The sequence below is a fragment of the Micromonospora sp. GCM10011542 genome, from assembly GCF_042650685.1.
Lineage (GTDB): Bacteria > Actinomycetota > Actinomycetes > Mycobacteriales > Micromonosporaceae > Micromonospora.
The window spans coordinates 182724-199415 of the sequence record NZ_JBHSBO010000016.1; the positions used below are offsets into that span (position 1 = coordinate 182724).

Below are 16692 nucleotides of genomic sequence, written 5' to 3' on the forward strand. Positions count from 1 at the left end.
CGGATCTGTTCGGTCGGCGTCGGGTAATGGCGGGTCTGGCCGCCGGGCACTTGACCACCCGGCGGCTGGCTCCCCGTGCCCGGGAAGGCAATTCCGCAACGCTCAACTATTGGGTTCTCGGTCAACTGGGCGAGCCTAGCCAGCGCCGAAATGCAGGGCAACCGGACGCGCGCAGACAGCGCGCGTCCGGATCAAGCACACTCAGCCTTCGGTGATCTCGCGGTACGCGCCCGCCGTCAGCAGCCCGTCCACCGCCGTCGGATCAGCCGGCGTGATCTCCACCAACCAACCCGCACCGTACGGATCAGTGTTGATCATCTCGGGCGTGTCACCCAGCGCCTCGTTGCGCGCCGACACCGTACCGCTCACCGGCGCGTAGATCTCCGACACGCTCTTGGTCGACTCGATCTCACCCAGCGAGTCGCCGGCCGCGACCACCGCACCCGCCTCCGGCAACTGGACGTACACGATGTCACCCAGCGCGTCCTGCGCGAAGTGCGTGATGCCGACCCGGACCGAGCCGGTGCCGTCACCCGCCACCCACTCGTGCTCGGCGGTGTATCGCAGATCCTCAGGAATCACCAGACGCGTCCTTCATCCATCGGTGCCCCGGACCACCCGGGTCCGGGGCGGCCGCGCCGGTCAGGAGACCGGACGGGCGTGTTCCAGCTTGATCGGCGCGTGCAGCGCCGAAACCTCGACAACCCCACGCTCCTCAACGGTCACGTTACCGCCGACACCCTGAACCGACGCGACCACCCCACCAGGAATGTTCAACGCCGTACGCATCGTCGCCGGATCACCGATCACCGTGATCGTGAACGGACCCGTCAACCGGCGCCCCTCCACCACCAACGACCCGTTCTCCTCCAGGAAGTACGTCGACGCGATGATCCGCACCGTCGCGCGATCACCACCGGAGATCTGCATCGCCTCCGCGCCGGCGCCCCGCAGCTCCTGCACCGCGTCCAACACCTGGTTCGACGAGATCGGCTTACCGCCACCGGCGTCGAAGCGCACGGTCAACCCCGGCCCCGTCGCCGGCAACGTGCCCGCCAGGATGCCCAACTGGTCCGCCCGCCGCGTCGCCTCGTCCAACGCCGCCTGCCGACCCTGCTCACCCGAGCGCAACTGCCGCTGGCTGTCCTCCAACGTCCGGATGTCCTGCTGCAACCGGTTCTCCCGGGCATCCAGATCCGACAGGATCCGCACCAGGTCCTCCTGGCGCGTCGCCCCCAGCGTCGGATCCGTCGACGTGGTCTTCAACTGCACCACCAGCGTGAAACCCAGCAACGCCAGCAGCGCGGCGATCATCACCCCGGCCGCGCTCCACCGTGACCGACCCGGCGCAGCCGGCTGCGCCTCATCGGCCGGCGCCGCCGGTTGGACCTCCGGCGCCGGCGCTGACAAATCCACCGTCGCGCCGTCCTCGACCGGGGCCACCCCGGGCTCCTCGACCGGCGACTCTGACTCCCGCTCGCCCGGCCCGGCCGGCGCCAACGGGCTCAACTCGTCGGGGTCCGGCGCGTCCGGCCGCGGATCCGGCTCCCCCGCCGGCCCACCCGGGCGCACCGGACCCGCCGGCTGCGGCCACCCGGTACCCGTCTCGGTCTGCTCGTCACTCATCGCCGTCAAACCTACGCCCGGAACAGGTGCCGACGGATCGCCGCCACGTTGCCGAAAATCCGCACACCGAGCACGACCACCACACCAGTGGACAACTGACCGCCCACCCCCAACTGGTCACCGAGGTACACGATCAGACCGGCAACGAGCACGTTCGAGATGAACGACACCACGAACTGCTTGTCGTCGAAGATCCGGTCCAGCTTCGCCCGCACCCCACCGAACACCGCGTCCAACGCCGCAACCACGGCGATCGGCAGATACGGCTGCAGAGCCGCAGGTACGGTGGGATCGAGCCACACGCCGAGCACCACACCGGCGAGCAACGCCAGCACCGCGATCATCGGCCACCTCCGGAGGGGCTAGAGGTCGTCCCCGGGCCGGACGGCCCGGGACTGCCGGAACGGTCACCCGACGCGGAAGGGCTCGGACTGACCGGCGGCTTGGCGTAGCGTAGCTGCGGCTCCGGAGCGGCCGGCAGGGTGAGGTCCTCGGCCTCCCGCACCCCGAACGACAGGCCGGTCGTCCTCGCCACGTCCTCCATCAGCGCCGCGCTGCGGCTGTCCTCGAACCGTCGCTGCAACGAGCCCGGACCGATCGCGGACACCTCGTACGGCCCGGTCACCGGCCGGAAGTCCACGAGGATCGCCTCACCCGCCAACCGGATCGTCGACGTCGAGGTCAACCGCTGCCCGTTGATGGCGATCGCCTCCGCACCCGCGCTCCACAACGCGTTCGCCACGCCCTGCAGGTCGCTGTAGAGCACCCGCGGCGGCCCCGCGCCCGCGCCGGTCACCGCGTCCTGGTTCTCCGGCGCGTCGGCCAGCCGCACCACCACACCGTCCCCGCGCACCCGACCCAGCCCCGTGCTCGCCTCCAGGTTGCGCAACCGCGCGGCGGCCGAACCGCTCAACGCCGCGTCCCGCTGCCGACTGACCTCCTCGCGCAGATTCTCCGCCCGCGTCGACAACCGGTCGGTCTCGCTCACCCGATCCTTGATCTGCGCCACCAGCCCGGAACGGGCCTGGCTGCGCCCCGGCTCGTCGGCCATCGTCTGCCGGTAGGCGACCGCGAACAGGAAGCCCAGCAGCACCACCACGACCAGGCTGACCGAACGGGTCGGCCAGGCCCGCCACCGGGTCGGCGCCTCGGCCGGTCGCGATCGCCTGGCGGCCGCCGCGTCGGCGTAGCCGGGGTCGAGCGGGTTGCGGAACAGTTCGGTGAGAAAGTCCGGCGCGTACACCCGTTCCGGACGGTTGCCGCCGGGCCGCGGCGCGCTCATGCCGGCGCTCCCGGGCCGCGCGCCGCCCGGACCAGCCGGGCTGCCTGCACCACGTACATCGCACCGGCGACCCAGTAGAGGACCAGGCCCCACCAGGCCAACCCCCAGCCGATCGCGCTGGCCGCGGTGGCGATCCCGGTCGACGCCGTGGCCAGCAGCAGCACCGGGAACGCCGCGAGCAGCAGGAAGGTGGCGGTCTTGCCCACGTAGTGCACCGGCGGCGGCCCGTACCCGAATCGGCGCAGCACCGCCAGCGAGCCGAGCAGCAGCAGCTCCCGGGCCAGCAGCGCCGCGGTGAACTGCCAGGGCACCACCTCGCGGGCGGTGAAGGCGATCAGCGTGGCGAGGATGTAGAGCCGGTCGGCCAGCGGATCGAGCAACTCCCCGAGCCGGCTGACCTGGCGCAGCCGGCGGGCGATCCAGCCGTCGACCCAGTCCGTGGTGCCGCCGATCGCGAGCACCACGATCGCCGCGACGTCGGCCTCGGCCACGAGGAAGAGATAGAGGAAGAGCGGCACACCCAGCAGCCGCCCGAAGCTGATCAGGTTGGGCAGGGTGAGCACCTGGTCGCCCGGTACCTGGTCACCGGCGTCACCGGCGGCCTGCGGATGCTCTGCGCGAGCCGGCCGACGCGACACCGAACCTCCTCCGCGGCACGCTCCGGCACCCGGTCGACATCGGGCGCGGCGGGACGTACGCGCTGTCGGGCCGGTCAGTGCCGGCTCCCCTGCGGCCCCGAAAAACGGAACCTGTTCCCGGACGCGGCCCGCGATCTCGATGATCGCGGGCCGGATGAGTGCGCTGCCACTATATCGGGCTCCCCCGCGTCGTCCGGGTGGCGCTGCGGGCCCTTCGGCGCGGGTTCCGCGCCCTGTGGTGGGTGTCACCACGCATAGATCATCCTAGGATACTAGTGGACGGCAACGTCAGGCGGTCTGCACGGCCGGGTCGGTCAGCGGTTCGGGAACGGCCTCGCTGGCCGCACGCCCGAACGCCAGAAGCGCCACCAGCAACTCGTGCTGGGCGCGCGGCGGCATCCGGTCCAGGACGACCTGCACGGCCCGCTGCCGCCGCTCGGCCAGCTCGCGCAGCAGTGTGTCCGCCGCGGGCGTGGGCACCAGGCGCACCTCGCGGCGGTCGCGGGGGTCGGCGACCCGGCGCAGCAGGCCGTTGGCCTCCAGCCGGTCGCAGAGCCGGCTCGCCGAGGAGGGCACCACGTCCAGCAGCTCCGCCAGGCGGTTGACGTTGGTCTCCGGCCGGCTGCTGATCAGGGTGAGCACCCGCAGTTGGGTGGGAGGCACCTGATGTCGCGACGCGACCGAGTCGAGCACAGCGACGAGCGCTTCGGCGGCCGCGTCGATCGCCGCGGCGAGATCCGCAGGTCGCTCCACCTGATGTCCCCTGCCGTCGTCGCACTGCTGCCCGCCTGGCACAGCGGCGGTGACCCTCACCCGCCGTTCCGACCGCGCGGGCCGTGCCAGTCGAGGCAGACCACGACGGCGTCGTCGCGCAGATCGGAGTCCACGTGGTAGGCGTGCAGTTCGCGCATCACCGTACCAACCGCCTCCGCCGCCGGTTGCAACCGTGTGGCCCGCATGGAGCGCGCCATCATCCGGTGCCCGTACGGCTCCCGGCCGGCCGGCTCGGCCGCCCACACCCCGTCGCTGACCACGAAGACCCGGTCCCCCGGCTCGAGCTGGAACTCCTGCAGCTCGTACCGGGTCTCGGCGAACATGCCCAGCGGCAGCTGCTGCTCCAGCTCGACCGGCTCCACCGTCGTACCCCGCACCCGCAGCACGTGCGGCGACCCGGCGTCCACCGCCCGGACCCGACCCGAGGTGGTGTCCACCTCCAGCAGCAGGGTGGCCACGTGCCGCTGCCCCCGGTGCTGGTAGAAGACGGTGTCCGAGGCCAGCTCGGCCTGCTCCACCAGGGCGCCGCCGGAGCGCCGGGCGTTGCGCATCGCGTTGACCGTGACCGCGGTCAGCAGCGACGCGCTCAGCCCGCTGCCCTCGCCGTTGAGCACCGTGACGGTCAGCCGGTCGCCGTCCAGCGACCAGTCGAAGTGGTCACCACCGACGGTGTACGCCGGTTCGAGCTGCCCCGCCAGGTCGAACGCGCGGTGCGCCACGCCGCGCCCGGGAAGCAGGTCCCACTGCATCTCCGCGGCCATGCTGAGCCGTTCGCGGCGGCGGGCCCGCCGGTAGCGGTCGGTCTCCCGGTCGGCGGCGCGCATCGCCACCGCCAGCGCGCCGGCGATGTCGGTGGCCACGCCGGTGACGGCCGGGCCCGGCGTGGTCGTCAGCTCGATCATCAACACGCCGACCCGCTCCCCCCACACCGTCAACGGCAGGTAGAGCCGGCACGCGCCGTCCTCCGCGGCGTCCCGGACCGGTTGCTGACTGCTGAAGCAGCGCTGCGCCACGGTGTGGCAGGCGAGGAACCCGGCCGCGGGCAGGTCGGGGTCCAGCACCGGCCAGAGGCCACTGATCCGGTAGTCGGCGACGAACACGTCGGTGCGCCGGGCGCCGAGGACCGCGCGGATGGCCTGGTCGGCCGCCTCCGCCAGCTGGTCGGGTGGAGCCTCGCGCAGCGCACGCGACACCGCCTCCGGCGCGTCCACCATGGTCGTCCTTTCCGAAAAACTTGCTATGGAGCAAGCATCATACGGACGGCGCCGCGACGGCCCGTCGGCGCGGTCACCCGGCGCTCGTCAGTCCGCGCCGCGCACCGCGACCGCCCCGTGGAACGCGTCCGGGACCGCCGCCGGCGTGCCGTCCGGACGCCACCGGGTGACCGGGACGATGCCGTCCTCCGTCGGCGTCCAGCGGCCCAGCAACGGCGCGAACGCCGACGGCGCGCGCATCCGGAACGCCGGCCCCATCATCGCCAGCGCCTGCGGATGCCCGGCCAGCTCCTCGGTGTCGAAGTCGACGGCGAGCAGGCTGCCCGGCGCCGCCGCGGCGTACAGCTCGTCGAGGGTACGGGTCAGTGTGTCGTCGTCGAGGAACGCCGCCAGCCCGAGGAAGACCACCCCGACCGGCCGCCGACCCCACCCGGGCACGAACCGGTGCAGCTGGGCCGGGTCGATCGTGCCGATGTCGGTGGCGTCGCCGTAGCCGTAGCCGGCCCGGTCGCTGCCGGCCAGGATGCGCTGACCGAGCCGGATGGTGACCGGGTCGACGTCGGTGTAGAGCACCGTCGCCTCCGGCGCGACCTCGTGCACGTTGCCCATCGTCGGCACCCCGGCACCGAAGACCAGGAAGCCGTCGACGCCCTGCTCGGCGATGGCCCGCACCGCCCGGCCCAGAAAGGCGCGCAGCTCCCGGAACACCGACCCGCATGGCCCGTACGCCTGCTCGAAGGCGTGGGCGGCGGCCACGTCCACGTCGAAGTGGTGCTCCCCGCCGAGCCAGAAGTCGATCATGCGGGCGGTGCTCGGCTGGTCCGGTTCAACCATCGATGACGCTCCCTCCCCGGTGGTCGTGGCCAGCGTACCGAGCGGGCGTGCTGCGCGGTATCGCCCCGCGCGGACCCGTCGCCAGCGGATACTGACCCGGGCAGGGGGTGTCAGGTGAACTCGGCGGACGGCGCGGCGGTGGTGGTCGGCGTGGACGGCTCGGAGCCGGCGCTGCGCGCGGTACGCCTGGCCGCCACCGAGGCGGCACGGCGACACCGGCCCCTGCGGGTGGTGCACGCGTTCATCTGGCCGCTGCTGCACGTGCCGGTCTCACCGGCCCCGGACGCGCCACCCGGCGGTGGGCTGCGCCACCGGGCCGAGGAGCTGGTCGACGCGGCGGTGACCGAGGCCGAGGCGACCGCACCGGGGCTACGGGTCACGGGCGAGATCATCGACGGGGAAGCCTCTGCCGTGCTGGTGGGCGAATCCCCCAGCGCCGCGGTGATCGTGGTCGGCGACCGGGGGCTGGGCGGCTTCGCCGCGCTCGTGGTCGGCTCGGTGGCGGTGCAGGTCGCCTCGTACGCCGACTGCCCGGTGCTGGTGGCACGCGGCGTCGAGAGCGCCGACGGGCCGGTGGTGGTCGGCGTGGACAGCTCGCCGGCGTCGCGGCTGGCCGTCGAGTTCGCCGCCGACGCCGCGACGACGCGTGGCACGCCGCTGGAGGCGGTGCACGCCTACAAGCATCTCGGCCCGGGCGACATGCAGCCCCTGTCAGACGACGAGGCCCCGATGCACGGTGAGGAGGACCGGGTGCTCGGCGAGTCCCTGGCCGGGCTTGCCGAGCGGTACCCGGGGTTGTCGCTGACCCGGCGGGCGGTACGCGGCCGGGCCGGCGCGGTGCTCGCCGAGGCGTCCGGCCGGGCCCAGCTGGTGGTGGTGGGCGGGCAGGGGCGCGGCGAGGTGAGCGGGTTGCTGCTGGGCTCGGTGAGCCAGTCGGTGCTGCACCACGCCCGGTGCCCGGTCGCGGTGGTCCGCGCACCCCGCTGACGCCCGGGGTTGGCGCGCCCGCAGGCGGGTAGACGGGCGCGGTACGCCAACGGCGACGAAGGAGGCAGCACATGCCAGGACCACGGCCGGGCAGCAACGCGTACGACAAGCAGCGGGCGCGCATGCGCAACGAGATCGACGGCTCCGGACGGCGGACGAACGACGCCAAGGCCGACAAGGTCGCCAACCGGATCCTGCAGGAGGATCGCGGCCAACACGGCGTGATCCGCGGAGACCGCACCTTCGGTCCGAAGAGCGACCGCGAACCAGGCGACCCGAAGTGAGACCGGTCGACCTGGCTGACGGCGCCATCGCGGGGGCGGTCGGCAGCGCGGCGCTGAACATGGTCAGCTACCTCGACATAGCGCTGCGGGGTCGACCGGTGAGCAGCACACCCGAGCTGACCGCGGGCCGGCTGGCCAACATCGCGCACCTCGACCTGGGGCCCGAGGACCGGGCGGCGAACCGCCGCTCGGGCCTCGGGCCCGTGCTCGGCTACGGGTTGGGCGTCAGCGCGGGGATCGCCTTCGCGCTCTACGCCAACGGCCGCCGGCAGCCCCTGCCGCTGGCCACCGGTCTGCTCGGCGCCGGCGTGATGACCATCTCCGACAGCACGTTCGCCGCGCTGCGCATCAGCGACCCCCGAACGTGGCGGCGCAGCGACTGGCTCTCGGACATCGTGCCGCACCTGGCGTTCGGAATGGCGGCCGCCGCAACCTGGAACAGGTTGCGGCGGCCGTGAACCGGGACTGCTAACCCTTGACGTCGCTGTCGTCCTCGGCCACCGGCTCCTGGGTCGGGCCGTACGGCGACACCTGGCCCTTGGGCACCGGGCGCCCCGTGTCGGCGTTCGAGGAGCCGCGGTTGAGCGGAAATCCGGTTGGCTTGGGTCCCTTGCTGTCCTGACTGGTGGCGCCCTTGGCGTTTCGGCGGAACTCCTCCTGCTGCGGGTTCACCATGACCGTCTCCCTCCGGCTGCGGCAGGCGGCATCGACCGCCTCCATCGCCGGCATACCCGTCGGATCAGGCGGCAATCCGGCCCCACGGAACGGCCCGGGCGAGGGCTAGCCGGCCACCCGGCGGGTACCCGGCGGGGGTGGGTGACGATCGAACGATGGTGCGGGTCCTGCTCGACCGGCGGGGCCGCACGTACGCGGACGAGGCCGGGATCCGGCTGGCGGACCGACCCGGACCGCTGTACCAGCTGCTGGTGCTGGCCACCCTGCTGAGCACCCGGATCCGGGCCTGCGTGGCGATCGACGCGGCGCGCGAGCTGTTCGCCGCGGGCTACCGCACGCCGCAGGCCATGGAGGCGGCCAGTTGGCAGGAGCGCGTCGACGCGCTGGGCCGGGGCCACTACCGCCGCTACGACGAGCGGACGGCCACCATGCTCGGCACCGGCGCCCGGCTCTGCCTGGACCGCTGGCACGGTGACCTGCGGCGACTGCACCGGGAGGCGCGGGGAGATCCGGCGGGGTTACGCCGGCGGCTCACCGAGTTTCCCGGCATCGGGCCCACCGGCGCGGACATCTACCTGCGCGAGGCCCAGACGGTCTGGTCCGACGTACGCCCGTACGCCGACCGGCGGGCGTTGGCCGGGGCGAAACGCCTCGGTCTGCCGAGCTCACCGGACCGGCTGGCCGGGCTGGTCGAGGAGCCGGACTTCGGCCGGCTCGCCTCCGCCCTGGTCCGGGTGGCGCTCGACAAGGAGTCCGCCGGTGAGGTCACCCGCGCCGCCCGGTGAAGCGCTCACTTCGCCGCCTTGTCCTCTGGCCTGGTCAGGTGCCACACCAGCAGCGCGGCGAGCAGCGCCAGGATCACCAGTCCGCCGGAGATCCCGCGGCCCTCCTCCGGGCTCCGGCCGGTGGTGCCGAAGTAGATCACCGCGAGGCCGGCCAGCACGGCCAGGAACCTACGCATCCCTCGGTCCTTCACAAACCGCACCGTAGGCAGCCCGGTCCCCGGTCCGGGCGGATTCGCCGCGGATGTCCCCCGACCGGGTGGCCGCACCGCGTCAGCGGTCGGCGACGAAATCACGCAGCCGCACCCGGCGTACCGCCCGGTCGGCGACCTCCAGCACCTCCATGGTCAGCCCCGGCAGCCGCACCGTCTCCCCCGGCGCGGCCGGCAGGTGACCCAGGCGTGCCAGCACCAGCCCGGCCACGGTGGTGTACTCCCGCGACAGGGGGAAGTTCAGCCGCACCCCCAGGTCGGGCAGGTCGTGCAGGGGGAAGTCGCCGGGCACCAGCAGCGAGCCGTCGGCCTCCCGGCTCACCTCGGAGACGTCCGTGTCGGTCTCGTCGTAGAGTTCGCCGACCACCTCGGCCAGCAGGTCCTCCAGGGTGATGATGCCGTCGATGCCGCCGTGCTCGTCGACCACCAGGGCCAGCTGCTGGTGCGCCTGACGGAGTTGGCGCAACGCGTCGGAGACCGGCAGCGTCGCCGGCAGCAGCAGCGGCGGACGGGCCCGCTGCCCCACCGTGCCGCCCGCCGCCTCCACCAGGTCGCGGATGTGCACCACGCCCATCACCTCGTCCAGGCCCCCCGGGCCGGTCACCGGCGCCCGGGACCGCCCGGCGGCGGCGAGCCGGCGCATCCCGTCGGCGACCGGGAGCGCAGCCGACAGCGCCGTCACCTCCCGGCGGGCCACCAGGATCTCCCGCAGCGTCCGGCCTGCGATGTCGAACGCGCCGGTGAGGATTTCGCGCTGCTGGGCGGACAGGCCGCGCTGGCTGACCAGCATCTCGCGCAGTTCGTCCTCGGTCATCTCCTCCCGGCTGGCCCGCGGGTCGCCGCCGGCCAGCCGCACCACCAGGTCGGTGGCCTTGCTCAGCAGCCACACCGCCGGCCGGGAGAGTTGGGCCAGCAGGTTCAGCGGGCCGGCGCTGACCAGCGCCCAGCGCTCCGCCCGCTGCATGGCCAGCCGCTTCGGCGCCAGCTCCCCGATCACCAGCGTCACGAAGGTCAGCGCCACCGTCACCAGCAGCACCGCGGTCGGCCGGGCCGCCGCGCCGAGGAAACCCAGCGGGCCGACCAGCGGCTGCGCCAGTGACACCGCCGCCGCCGCGGAGGCGAGGAACCCGGCCAGGGTGATGCCGAGCTGGATGGTGGCCAGGTAGCGGTTCGGGTCGCGGGCGAGCCGGACCAGCCGGTCACCGGCACGGCTGCGCCGGCCCAGCTGCCGCAGCTGACCTTCACGCAACGTCACCATGGCCATCTCGCTGCCGGAGAGCGCGGCATTGACCAGCACCAGCACCGCCACCAGCGCCAGCTGCCCCAGCTGACCGCCCATCGCGTACCCCCGTCTGCCCGCCTCAGGCCACTCAACCGCAGCCGCGCCCGCGGCGGGGCCGTTCCGGCCGGGCTCAGTCGACCTCCAGGTCGTCCAGCGAGATGGCGTGGGTCATCAACCAGCGGGCCAGCGCCGACATGCCGAACAGCCACAGCGGAGCCGATTCGGTGGTCCCGTTGGTCGCGAAGATCGCGAACCGCAGGTCCGGGGCGCGGTACGCCTCGATCCGCCACTTGTGCTGCCGGTCCCGCCAGACCGCCGAAGGGTCCATGGCGTCACGGTAGGTGACCGCTGCGCTCCCGGTGGCCGGTTGGCCCGCTCAGCCGGGCACCACCGTCGGCCCGAGCAGCAGGCTGGCCCCGTACACCAGCAGGGAGATCGCGATCCCGCCGACGAACAGCCATCCGAGTCCCCGCCAGCCCGACGACCGCGTGTCGGCGATGGTGCCTGCGCCCGGCCGGACAGCGGCACCGGTCGGGTGACGAGGCCGCCACCGCTCCCGGTAGGTCCAGGCCAGCACACCCAGGCCGAACGGCAGCAGCCCGACCCAGAACCAGAACCAGCGGGTGCCGGCCGTCGGTGGCGCGCCCGCGACCAGCACCCCCAACCACAGCAGCGTCACCACCGCCGCGAGCAGCCCGGCCGCGTTGGCGGCCCGGTGCGCCGGCGCGCCGGCGGTACCCCACGGGTCGGCGACCGCGACGAGTCGGGCGTCCTCCGGCTCGACCGGGGCAGGTTCCGGATCGGCCGTCGCCTCCTCGCTCGGCGACGTGGCCGGGTCAGGTGCGGTCGAGGCGGGCGCGCTCGGGTCGAGGTCCGTCGGGTCGGTTCCGGACCAGGTCGGGTCCGGCGTGCCGACGTAGGCGTACCGGATCTGCCCGTTGGGCAGGGTCCAGGCGATCGTGTCGCCGGCCGTGGCGTACCGGGGCTGCGCTCGGCTTCCCCAGTAAGCGTCGCTGTCGTCCCAGCCGGTGGTGCGCTGGAAGGTGACCACGCTTCCGGCGGCCAGGTCCCGGTCGAGCTGCTCCTCGGGCACCTGCCGGGGCTCGGTCCACCAGGCCAGGCCGGCCCAGAGCAGCCAGAGCAGCGGCAGACCCCAGCGCAGCGCGGCGCGGGCCGGGCCGCGCCAACGGCCGCGGGTGGACGAATCGCGCGGTGACCACTCGATCATGCCGCCACCGTTGCATCCGGGCGCAACCGCGCCGGCGGCGGGCCGGTGCGTCAGGTGACGACGACGCGGGCGTCGTCGGGCAGCCGGCGGGTCACGCCGCGGCGGTCCAGCAGTTCCAGCAGCGGCACCGCCACCCGGCGGGTGGTGTCCAACGCCTGGCGTGCCGCGGAGAGGGTGAACGGCTGGGGCAGCCCGGCCAGCACCCGCACCGCGTCGTCGAGCGCGCCGGGCAGCAGCACCACGTTGTCGGCCAGCCGCAGCAGCGCGCCCGCCCGAACCGCCGCGCCGATCTCCCGGGGGCCCAGGCCCAGGTCGGCGAGGCGGTCCGCCTCGGGCGCGCGGAACGGCCGGTCGCCGTACTCCTCGCGAACGCGGCGCACGGCCCGGGCCACCGGCTCGGGCAGCGCGTCGGCGCCCACCGCGCCCACCCGCCCGGCGCGCAGCCGCAGCGGCGGACGGACCAGTGCCTCGACCAGCGCCCGGTCGGGCAGGTCGAGGCGTTGGCGCAGCGCGTCGACCGGCATGCCGGGCTCCAGCGGGTGCTCGCGGGCGTACCGGGTGACCTCCTCGACGAGCCGGGCGCCCAGCCGCCGCCAGTGCTCGGGATCGGCCAGCCAGTCCCCCGCCACCGGCGTGGTGCTCTCCGGCACGCCCATTCGCAGCAGCGTCCCGGCCCGGACCAGCCGGCGGCGGCGCAGTTCCCCGGCCAGGTCGGGTCGGCCGTCCAGCTCGGCCAGGACCTGCGCGCGGGCGGCGGCGGCCCCGCGGCGGGCCAGCGGCGGAGGCGCGACGTCCAGCACCCGTACCCCGCCGGCCACGTGGTGCCGGCCCGGGTCGCGCAGCAGCGCCCGGTCGCCCACCAGCAGCGGCAGCGGACGGGCCAACCGCAGCCGCACGGTGTCCGAACCCAGCGGCCGGGCGCGCACCGGCACCGCGGCCGACCCGACGTGCAGGGTGAGGGTGGCCGGCAGGTCGGCCGCCGGGTCGCCGGTGAGCCGCACGTCGACCAGGTCGGTGCGGTGGAACCCGCCGGGGGTGAGCAGCGCGTCGCCGCGGCCGAGCCGGTCGCGGGCCGTGCCGCGCAGGTTGATCGCCACCCGGGCCACCGCCGTCACCTCGGAACGGGCCACCCCGAGCGAGTGCAGGCTCCGGATCCGGACCGGCTCGCCGGTGCTGGCCAGCTCCAGTTCGTCGCCGACGCGCAGTCGGCCGGCGCCGAGGGTGCCGGTGACCACCGTGCCGCTGCCCCGCACCGTGAAGCTGCGGTCGGCCCAGAGCCGCACCGGCCCGTCCGCCGCCGGGTCCGGCAGCCGGGCGGCCAGCCGGTCCAGTGCCACGCGCAGCTCGGGCAGGCCCGCGCCGGTCAGGCCGCTGACCGCCACCGCCTCCACCGGGCCGAGGCTGGTGGCGGCGATCTCCGCCCGCGCCCGGGCGATCGCCGGCGCCGGGTCGGCCAGGTCCGCGCGGGTCACCACGAGCAGGCCGTACGCGACGCCGAGCGCGTCCAGCGCCGCCAGGTGCTCGGCGGACTGCGGCATCCAGCCCTCGTCGGCGGCGACCACGATCAGCGCCGCCGGCACCGGGCCGACCCCGGCGAGCATGTTCGGCACGAACCGCTCGTGCCCGGGTACGTCGACGAAGGCGACCGTGCCGCCCGAGGGCAGCGCCGTCCAGGCGAAACCCAGGTCGATGGTCATGCCCCGGCGGCGCTCCTCGGCCCAGCGGTCCGGTTCCATCCCGGTCAACGCACGGACCAGGGTGGACTTGCCGTGGTCGACGTGTCCGGCGGTGGCGACGACGAACACGGTCAGTCGTCCCCGGGCACGCGCAGCACCGCCGCCCGTACCGCCTCGTCGGCGTCGGCGGGCACGCAGCGCAGGTCCAGCAGCAGCCGGCCGCGCACCACCCGGCCGAGCACGGGCGGGTCGCCGGTGCGCAGCGGCTCGGCGTAGCGCTCCGGCAGGCTCAGCGCCCACGAGTCCAACTCCACGCCGGGGGCGCCGCCGCCGCCGACCACGGCGACCGCCGGCACCACCTCGGCCTTGCGACCGTCCACGCCGAGCCGGTCGCGCAGCCGCTCCACCCGCTGCCGCAGCGCGCCGGGATCGGCGTGCAGGGCGCGGCGGGTGGGGGTGTCCGGGCGGTGCAGCGTGGCGGCGAGCGCGGCCAGGGTGAGCTTGTCGACCCGCAACGCCCGGGCCAGCGGATGCCGGCGCAGCCGCTCGACGAGGGCGGCGTCGCCGAGCAGCAGCCCGGCCTGCGGGCCGCCGAGCAGCTTGTCGCCGCTGGCGGTGACCAGCGCCGCCCCGGCGCGCAGGGTGCTGGCGGCGTCCGGCTCGTCGGGCAGCAGCGGGTCGGGGGTGAGCAGGCCGGAGCCGATGTCGGCGACCACCGGCACGTCGAGGGTGGCCAGTTGCCGGACGCCGGTGTCCGAGGTGAACCCGGTGACCCGGAAGTTCGACGGGTGCACCTTGAGCACGAAACCGGTGCGCGGGCCCACCGCGTCGGCGTAGTCGGCGAGGGTGGTGCGGTTGGTGGTGCCGACCTCGCGCAGCCGGGCGCCGGTGCTCTCCAGCAGGTCGGGCAGGCGGAAACCGTCACCGATCTCGACCAGTTCGCCGCGGCTGACCACGATCTCCCGGTCGGCGGCCAGGGCGGTGGCGGCCAGCACCAGCGCGGCGGCGCCGTTGTTGACCACGTGCACCGCTCCCGCGTCGGGGACGGCGGCGGCCAGCGCGTCGAGGGCGTCGCGGCCGCGCCGCGCCCGCCGACCGGTGGCCAGGTCCAACTCGACGTCGGTGTGCCCCGCGGCGGCCAGCACCGCGGCGACGGCGGTGGGCGACAGCGGCGCCCGGCCCAGGTTGGTGTGCAGCACGACGCCGGTGGCGTTGAGCACCGCCCGGGGCGCCGGAGTCGGCAGCGCGGCCACGGCGGCGTCGGGAACCTCGTCGGGGTCGATCTCGCCGCCGCGGGCCCGCTCCTGCGCCCGCGCCACGACCGCCTTGACCCGGTCCCGGCCCAGGGTCGCGACGGCGGCGACCAGTCGGGGATCGGCCAGCACCGCGTCGGTACGGGGCACCCGGCGACGCGGGTCGACCGGCCCGTCACGCATCGCGTCATCTCCTACCGCGGGAGTTGGCGGAGACGGACGGGAATCGAACCCGCCTGGCCCGGGTCCCGGACCACACCGGTTTTGAAGACCGGGAGGGGCACCAGCCGCCTGAACGCCTCCACCGGCCATTTGACCACAGCCCGGGCGAGGGCGCGTGGTCAGGTGGCCGGATCCACCCCCGGCGTCTCGGCGGCGCGGCGGGCCTCGACCCGTTCCCGCTGCGGGACCACCGTGTACCGCGGGTCGCGGGCGGAGGCGACCCCGCCGTAGAAGATGCCGAACCGGGTGGCGACCGAGGCGGCCAGCAGCGCCGCGCCGGAGAGCGCCCCGACCGCCCGGCTGCGGCGCCCGAGCAGCGCGCCGGCCACACCGGCCGCGGTCAGCAGACGACCGGCGCGCAGCAACCGACCGGGCCGGCCGAGCCGGTAGGGCTCGCTGAGCAGGCCCAGGCGGGTCTCCACCCGGTGCGCGCCGACCAGTTCCAGGGCCGCACCGGCGACCGCCATCCGGCGGGCCGGCCCGGCCTGGGCCGGCGACGCGGCCAGCAGACCGACGCCGGCGCCGCTGGCCAGCGCGCTGCCGGCGAAGATGACGGGCAGTTCCGGGTACGCCTCGTGCCAGGACGGCACGGCGGTGCCGGCGAGCAGCACCCCGGTGTACGTGGCCAGCGCCGGCGCGGTCGCGGCGGCGGCCAGCCCGGCGGCGTGACCCACCGGTGGCAGCACCCGGCGGGCCAGCCCGAGCACACCCCGCTCGGGCAGCCACGGCGCTGCCTCGGCCACCGCGGCGATCCCGGCGGCCGGACCGAACGCGGTGAGGATCCAGGTGCCCACCGACATCGGTGAGGTCGGCTTGGCTACCCGCAGCATGTGGTGGAACCGGGCCGGCCGACCCAGATCCTTGATCAGGAAGACGGCGCTGGCGCTGATCCCGACCAGCGAGGCGACCCGCCCGGCCCGGCGCAGCGCCGGCCGGCCGGTGAGCTGCCCGCCCGCGGCCAGGAGCGACGACCCGGCGGCCAGCCCGCCGGTGAACAGGTACGCGGCGATGTCCCACTGCCACACCGGGGCCTTGAGGATCGGCCGGCCGTAGTACGAGGTGAACTCCGCCGCCGGTACCCGCAGCTCCTCGCCGCCACCGCGGCGACCGCGCCGCCCGGTCCGCCGGTCGGCGGGCGCGGCGTCGCGCGGCGGCCGCGGGGACAGACCGGCCCGGGCCGCCCCGGCATCGGTGGTGGCCGCGCCGGTGGGGGCGCTCGACGCCGGTCCGGCACCGGTCTTGACGCCCTGGCCACCCCGGGCGTACCCGCTGGGGCCACCCAGCCCGTCGGCGCCCTCGGCGGCGAGGCGGTCCCGGAAGCGGCGGAACAACTCGCCCACCGGGGCGCGGTACGGACTCACGAGGAACCTCCGACGAACGCGGCCACCGTCGCCGCGGCCATGGCCAGGGCGGCCAGGCCGGCCCGCTTCCACATCTTCGGCAGGTCCCGGGTGGTGACCACCGGGTCCGGCGGCAACCCGTAGACCTCCGGCTCGTCGAGCAGCAGGAAGAACGCCCCGTCCCCGCCGACCCCGTCGGTCGGGTCGTGGCCGTACAGCCGCGCCTCCGGCACACCCCGCTCGTGCAGGGTGGCGACCCGGGCCGCCGCTCGCTCCCGCAGCTCGTCCAGCGGCCCGTACTGGATGGACTCGGTGGGGCAGGCCTGCGCGCACGCCGGGGTCTTTCCGGCGCCGAGCCGGTCGTAGCAGAGTGTGCACTTCCA

21 protein-coding genes and 1 tRNA gene are annotated in these 16692 nt (G+C 74.9%); 4 read left to right on the top strand and 18 right to left on the bottom strand.

The genetic code is table 11. The features are described 5' to 3' along the window. Window positions 1-201: 201 nt before the first annotated feature. From gcvH to ACFOW4_RS05850, 8 genes are all read right to left on the bottom strand, one after another. Window positions 202-582 carry a glycine cleavage system protein GcvH gene (gene gcvH, locus ACFOW4_RS05815; RefSeq protein WP_377525175.1) on the bottom strand — a complete coding sequence of 127 codons (381 nt, stop codon included), beginning with the start codon at window positions 580-582 and terminating at the stop codon, window positions 202-204. A 60-nt stretch (window positions 583-642) separates the two neighbouring features. Continuing rightward, window positions 643-1626: a DUF881 domain-containing protein gene (locus ACFOW4_RS05820; protein WP_377525176.1), complete on the bottom strand. Its 984-nt coding sequence runs from the start codon at window positions 1624-1626 to the stop codon at window positions 643-645. Window positions 1627-1637: 11 nt separating this feature from the next. Next, window positions 1638-1970 carry a small basic family protein gene (locus tag ACFOW4_RS05825; protein ID WP_007460356.1) on the bottom strand — a complete coding sequence of 111 codons (333 nt, stop codon included), beginning with the start codon at window positions 1968-1970 and terminating at the stop codon, window positions 1638-1640. Beyond that, window positions 1967-2908 carry a DUF881 domain-containing protein gene (locus ACFOW4_RS05830; RefSeq protein ID WP_377525178.1) on the bottom strand — a complete coding sequence of 314 codons (942 nt, stop codon included), beginning with the start codon at window positions 2906-2908 and terminating at the stop codon, window positions 1967-1969. Before ACFOW4_RS05830 ends, ACFOW4_RS05825 begins: the two co-directional genes overlap by 4 nt. Next, window positions 2905-3546, bottom strand: a complete 642-nt coding sequence (locus tag ACFOW4_RS05835; RefSeq protein WP_377525179.1) for a CDP-alcohol phosphatidyltransferase family protein — start codon at window positions 3544-3546, stop codon at window positions 2905-2907. Before ACFOW4_RS05835 ends, ACFOW4_RS05830 begins: the two co-directional genes overlap by 4 nt. 288 nt (window positions 3547-3834) lie before the next feature. Beyond that, window positions 3835-4299: a MarR family winged helix-turn-helix transcriptional regulator gene (locus ACFOW4_RS05840; protein WP_377525181.1), complete on the bottom strand. Its 465-nt coding sequence runs from the start codon at window positions 4297-4299 to the stop codon at window positions 3835-3837. Between the two features lie 56 nt (window positions 4300-4355). After that, window positions 4356-5534: a PP2C family protein-serine/threonine phosphatase gene (locus tag ACFOW4_RS05845; RefSeq protein WP_377525183.1), complete on the bottom strand. Its 1179-nt coding sequence runs from the start codon at window positions 5532-5534 to the stop codon at window positions 4356-4358. Window positions 5535-5621: 87 nt separating this feature from the next. Then, complete coding sequence (locus tag ACFOW4_RS05850) at window positions 5622-6368, bottom strand: SAM-dependent methyltransferase (protein WP_377525186.1); 747 nt, start codon at window positions 6366-6368, stop codon at window positions 5622-5624. Window positions 6369-6482: 114 nt separating this feature from the next. Here ACFOW4_RS05850 and ACFOW4_RS05855 point away from each other — a divergent pair, with 114 nt between their 5' ends. The 3 genes from ACFOW4_RS05855 (at window position 6483) to ACFOW4_RS05865 (ending at window position 8097) form a co-directional block, all read left to right on the top strand. Continuing rightward, window positions 6483-7355, top strand: a complete 873-nt coding sequence (locus ACFOW4_RS05855; RefSeq protein ID WP_377525187.1) for a universal stress protein — start codon at window positions 6483-6485, stop codon at window positions 7353-7355. A gap of 71 nt (window positions 7356-7426) precedes the next feature. Beyond that, window positions 7427-7639: a phosphatidylethanolamine-binding protein gene (locus tag ACFOW4_RS05860; RefSeq protein WP_377525188.1), complete on the top strand. Its 213-nt coding sequence runs from the start codon at window positions 7427-7429 to the stop codon at window positions 7637-7639. Then, window positions 7636-8097: a hypothetical protein gene (locus ACFOW4_RS05865; RefSeq protein ID WP_377525190.1), complete on the top strand. Its 462-nt coding sequence runs from the start codon at window positions 7636-7638 to the stop codon at window positions 8095-8097. Before ACFOW4_RS05860 ends, ACFOW4_RS05865 begins: the two co-directional genes overlap by 4 nt. 10 nt (window positions 8098-8107) lie before the next feature. On the opposite strand, the gene ACFOW4_RS05870 is transcribed toward ACFOW4_RS05865, so the two are convergent. Then, entirely contained in the window at window positions 8108-8314 is a 207-nt protein-coding gene (locus ACFOW4_RS05870; protein WP_377525191.1) for a hypothetical protein, read from the bottom strand. Window positions 8315-8469: 155 nt separating this feature from the next. Here ACFOW4_RS05870 and ACFOW4_RS05875 point away from each other — a divergent pair, with 155 nt between their 5' ends. Further along, window positions 8470-9099 carry a hypothetical protein gene (locus ACFOW4_RS05875; RefSeq protein WP_377525227.1) on the top strand — a complete coding sequence of 210 codons (630 nt, stop codon included), beginning with the start codon at window positions 8470-8472 and terminating at the stop codon, window positions 9097-9099. Window positions 9100-9104: 5 nt separating this feature from the next. Here the strand turns inward: ACFOW4_RS05875 and ACFOW4_RS05880 are convergent, their stop codons facing one another. The 9 genes from ACFOW4_RS05880 to ACFOW4_RS05920 form a co-directional block, all read right to left on the bottom strand. Next, window positions 9105-9275: a hypothetical protein gene (locus ACFOW4_RS05880; protein ID WP_377525193.1), complete on the bottom strand. Its 171-nt coding sequence runs from the start codon at window positions 9273-9275 to the stop codon at window positions 9105-9107. Between the two features lie 94 nt (window positions 9276-9369). Continuing rightward, the gene (locus ACFOW4_RS05885) at window positions 9370-10647 is read right to left on the bottom strand and encodes a hemolysin family protein (protein WP_377525195.1); all 1278 of its coding nucleotides are present in this window, start codon (window positions 10645-10647) and stop codon (window positions 9370-9372) included. Between the two features lie 73 nt (window positions 10648-10720). Next, window positions 10721-10918 (bottom strand): hypothetical protein, encoded by a 198-nt coding sequence (locus tag ACFOW4_RS05890; protein WP_281574446.1) that lies wholly within the window; start codon window positions 10916-10918, stop codon window positions 10721-10723. A gap of 48 nt (window positions 10919-10966) precedes the next feature. Next, window positions 10967-11818 carry a hypothetical protein gene (locus ACFOW4_RS05895; protein WP_377525198.1) on the bottom strand — a complete coding sequence of 284 codons (852 nt, stop codon included), beginning with the start codon at window positions 11816-11818 and terminating at the stop codon, window positions 10967-10969. 50 nt (window positions 11819-11868) lie between these two features. Then, entirely contained in the window at window positions 11869-13623 is a 1755-nt protein-coding gene (gene selB, locus ACFOW4_RS05900; protein ID WP_377525199.1) for a selenocysteine-specific translation elongation factor, read from the bottom strand. Between the two features lie 2 nt (window positions 13624-13625). Continuing rightward, window positions 13626-14930 carry an L-seryl-tRNA(Sec) selenium transferase gene (selA, locus tag ACFOW4_RS05905; RefSeq protein ID WP_377525201.1) on the bottom strand — a complete coding sequence of 435 codons (1305 nt, stop codon included), beginning with the start codon at window positions 14928-14930 and terminating at the stop codon, window positions 13626-13628. A 24-nt stretch (window positions 14931-14954) separates the two neighbouring features. Continuing rightward, a tRNA-Sec gene (locus ACFOW4_RS05910) sits at window positions 14955-15050 on the bottom strand. A 38-nt stretch (window positions 15051-15088) separates the two neighbouring features. Next, window positions 15089-16330, bottom strand: coding sequence for an NrfD/PsrC family molybdoenzyme membrane anchor subunit (gene nrfD / locus ACFOW4_RS05915; protein ID WP_377525203.1), 1242 nt, complete (start codon window positions 16328-16330; stop codon window positions 15089-15091). Beyond that, window positions 16327-16692: 4Fe-4S dicluster domain-containing protein (locus ACFOW4_RS05920; RefSeq protein WP_377525205.1), on the bottom strand; the 366-nt coding region annotated here is incomplete at its 5' end. The genes nrfD and ACFOW4_RS05920, both read right to left, overlap by 4 nt.

What these genes read in the sequence shown, in the direction of transcription:
- ACFOW4_RS05820 (WP_377525176.1), bottom strand. Translation starts at nt 1,626, where the DNA reads ATGAGTGACGAGCAGACCGAGACGGGTACCGGGTGGCCGCAGCCGGCG.
- ACFOW4_RS05825 (WP_007460356.1), bottom strand. Translation starts at nt 1,970, where the DNA reads ATGATCGCGGTGCTGGCGTTGCTCGCCGGTGTGGTGCTCGGCGTGTGG.
- ACFOW4_RS05830 (WP_377525178.1), bottom strand. Translation starts at nt 2,908, where the DNA reads ATGAGCGCGCCGCGGCCCGGCGGCAACCGTCCGGAACGGGTGTACGCG.
- ACFOW4_RS05845 (WP_377525183.1), bottom strand. Translation starts at nt 5,534, where the DNA reads ATGGTGGACGCGCCGGAGGCGGTGTCGCGTGCGCTGCGCGAGGCTCCA.
- ACFOW4_RS05850 (WP_377525186.1), bottom strand. Translation starts at nt 6,368, where the DNA reads ATGGTTGAACCGGACCAGCCGAGCACCGCCCGCATGATCGACTTCTGG.
- ACFOW4_RS05860 (WP_377525188.1), top strand. Translation starts at nt 7,427, where the DNA reads ATGCCAGGACCACGGCCGGGCAGCAACGCGTACGACAAGCAGCGGGCG.
- ACFOW4_RS05870 (WP_377525191.1), bottom strand. Translation starts at nt 8,314, where the DNA reads ATGGTGAACCCGCAGCAGGAGGAGTTCCGCCGAAACGCCAAGGGCGCC.
- ACFOW4_RS05875 (WP_377525227.1), top strand. Translation starts at nt 8,470, where the DNA reads ATGGTGCGGGTCCTGCTCGACCGGCGGGGCCGCACGTACGCGGACGAG.
- ACFOW4_RS05880 (WP_377525193.1), bottom strand. Translation starts at nt 9,275, where the DNA reads ATGCGTAGGTTCCTGGCCGTGCTGGCCGGCCTCGCGGTGATCTACTTC.
- ACFOW4_RS05885 (WP_377525195.1), bottom strand. Translation starts at nt 10,647, where the DNA reads ATGGGCGGTCAGCTGGGGCAGCTGGCGCTGGTGGCGGTGCTGGTGCTG.
- ACFOW4_RS05890 (WP_281574446.1), bottom strand. Translation starts at nt 10,918, where the DNA reads ATGGACCCTTCGGCGGTCTGGCGGGACCGGCAGCACAAGTGGCGGATC.
- ACFOW4_RS05895 (WP_377525198.1), bottom strand. Translation starts at nt 11,818, where the DNA reads ATGATCGAGTGGTCACCGCGCGATTCGTCCACCCGCGGCCGTTGGCGC.
- selA (WP_377525201.1), bottom strand. Translation starts at nt 14,930, where the DNA reads ATGCGTGACGGGCCGGTCGACCCGCGTCGCCGGGTGCCCCGTACCGAC.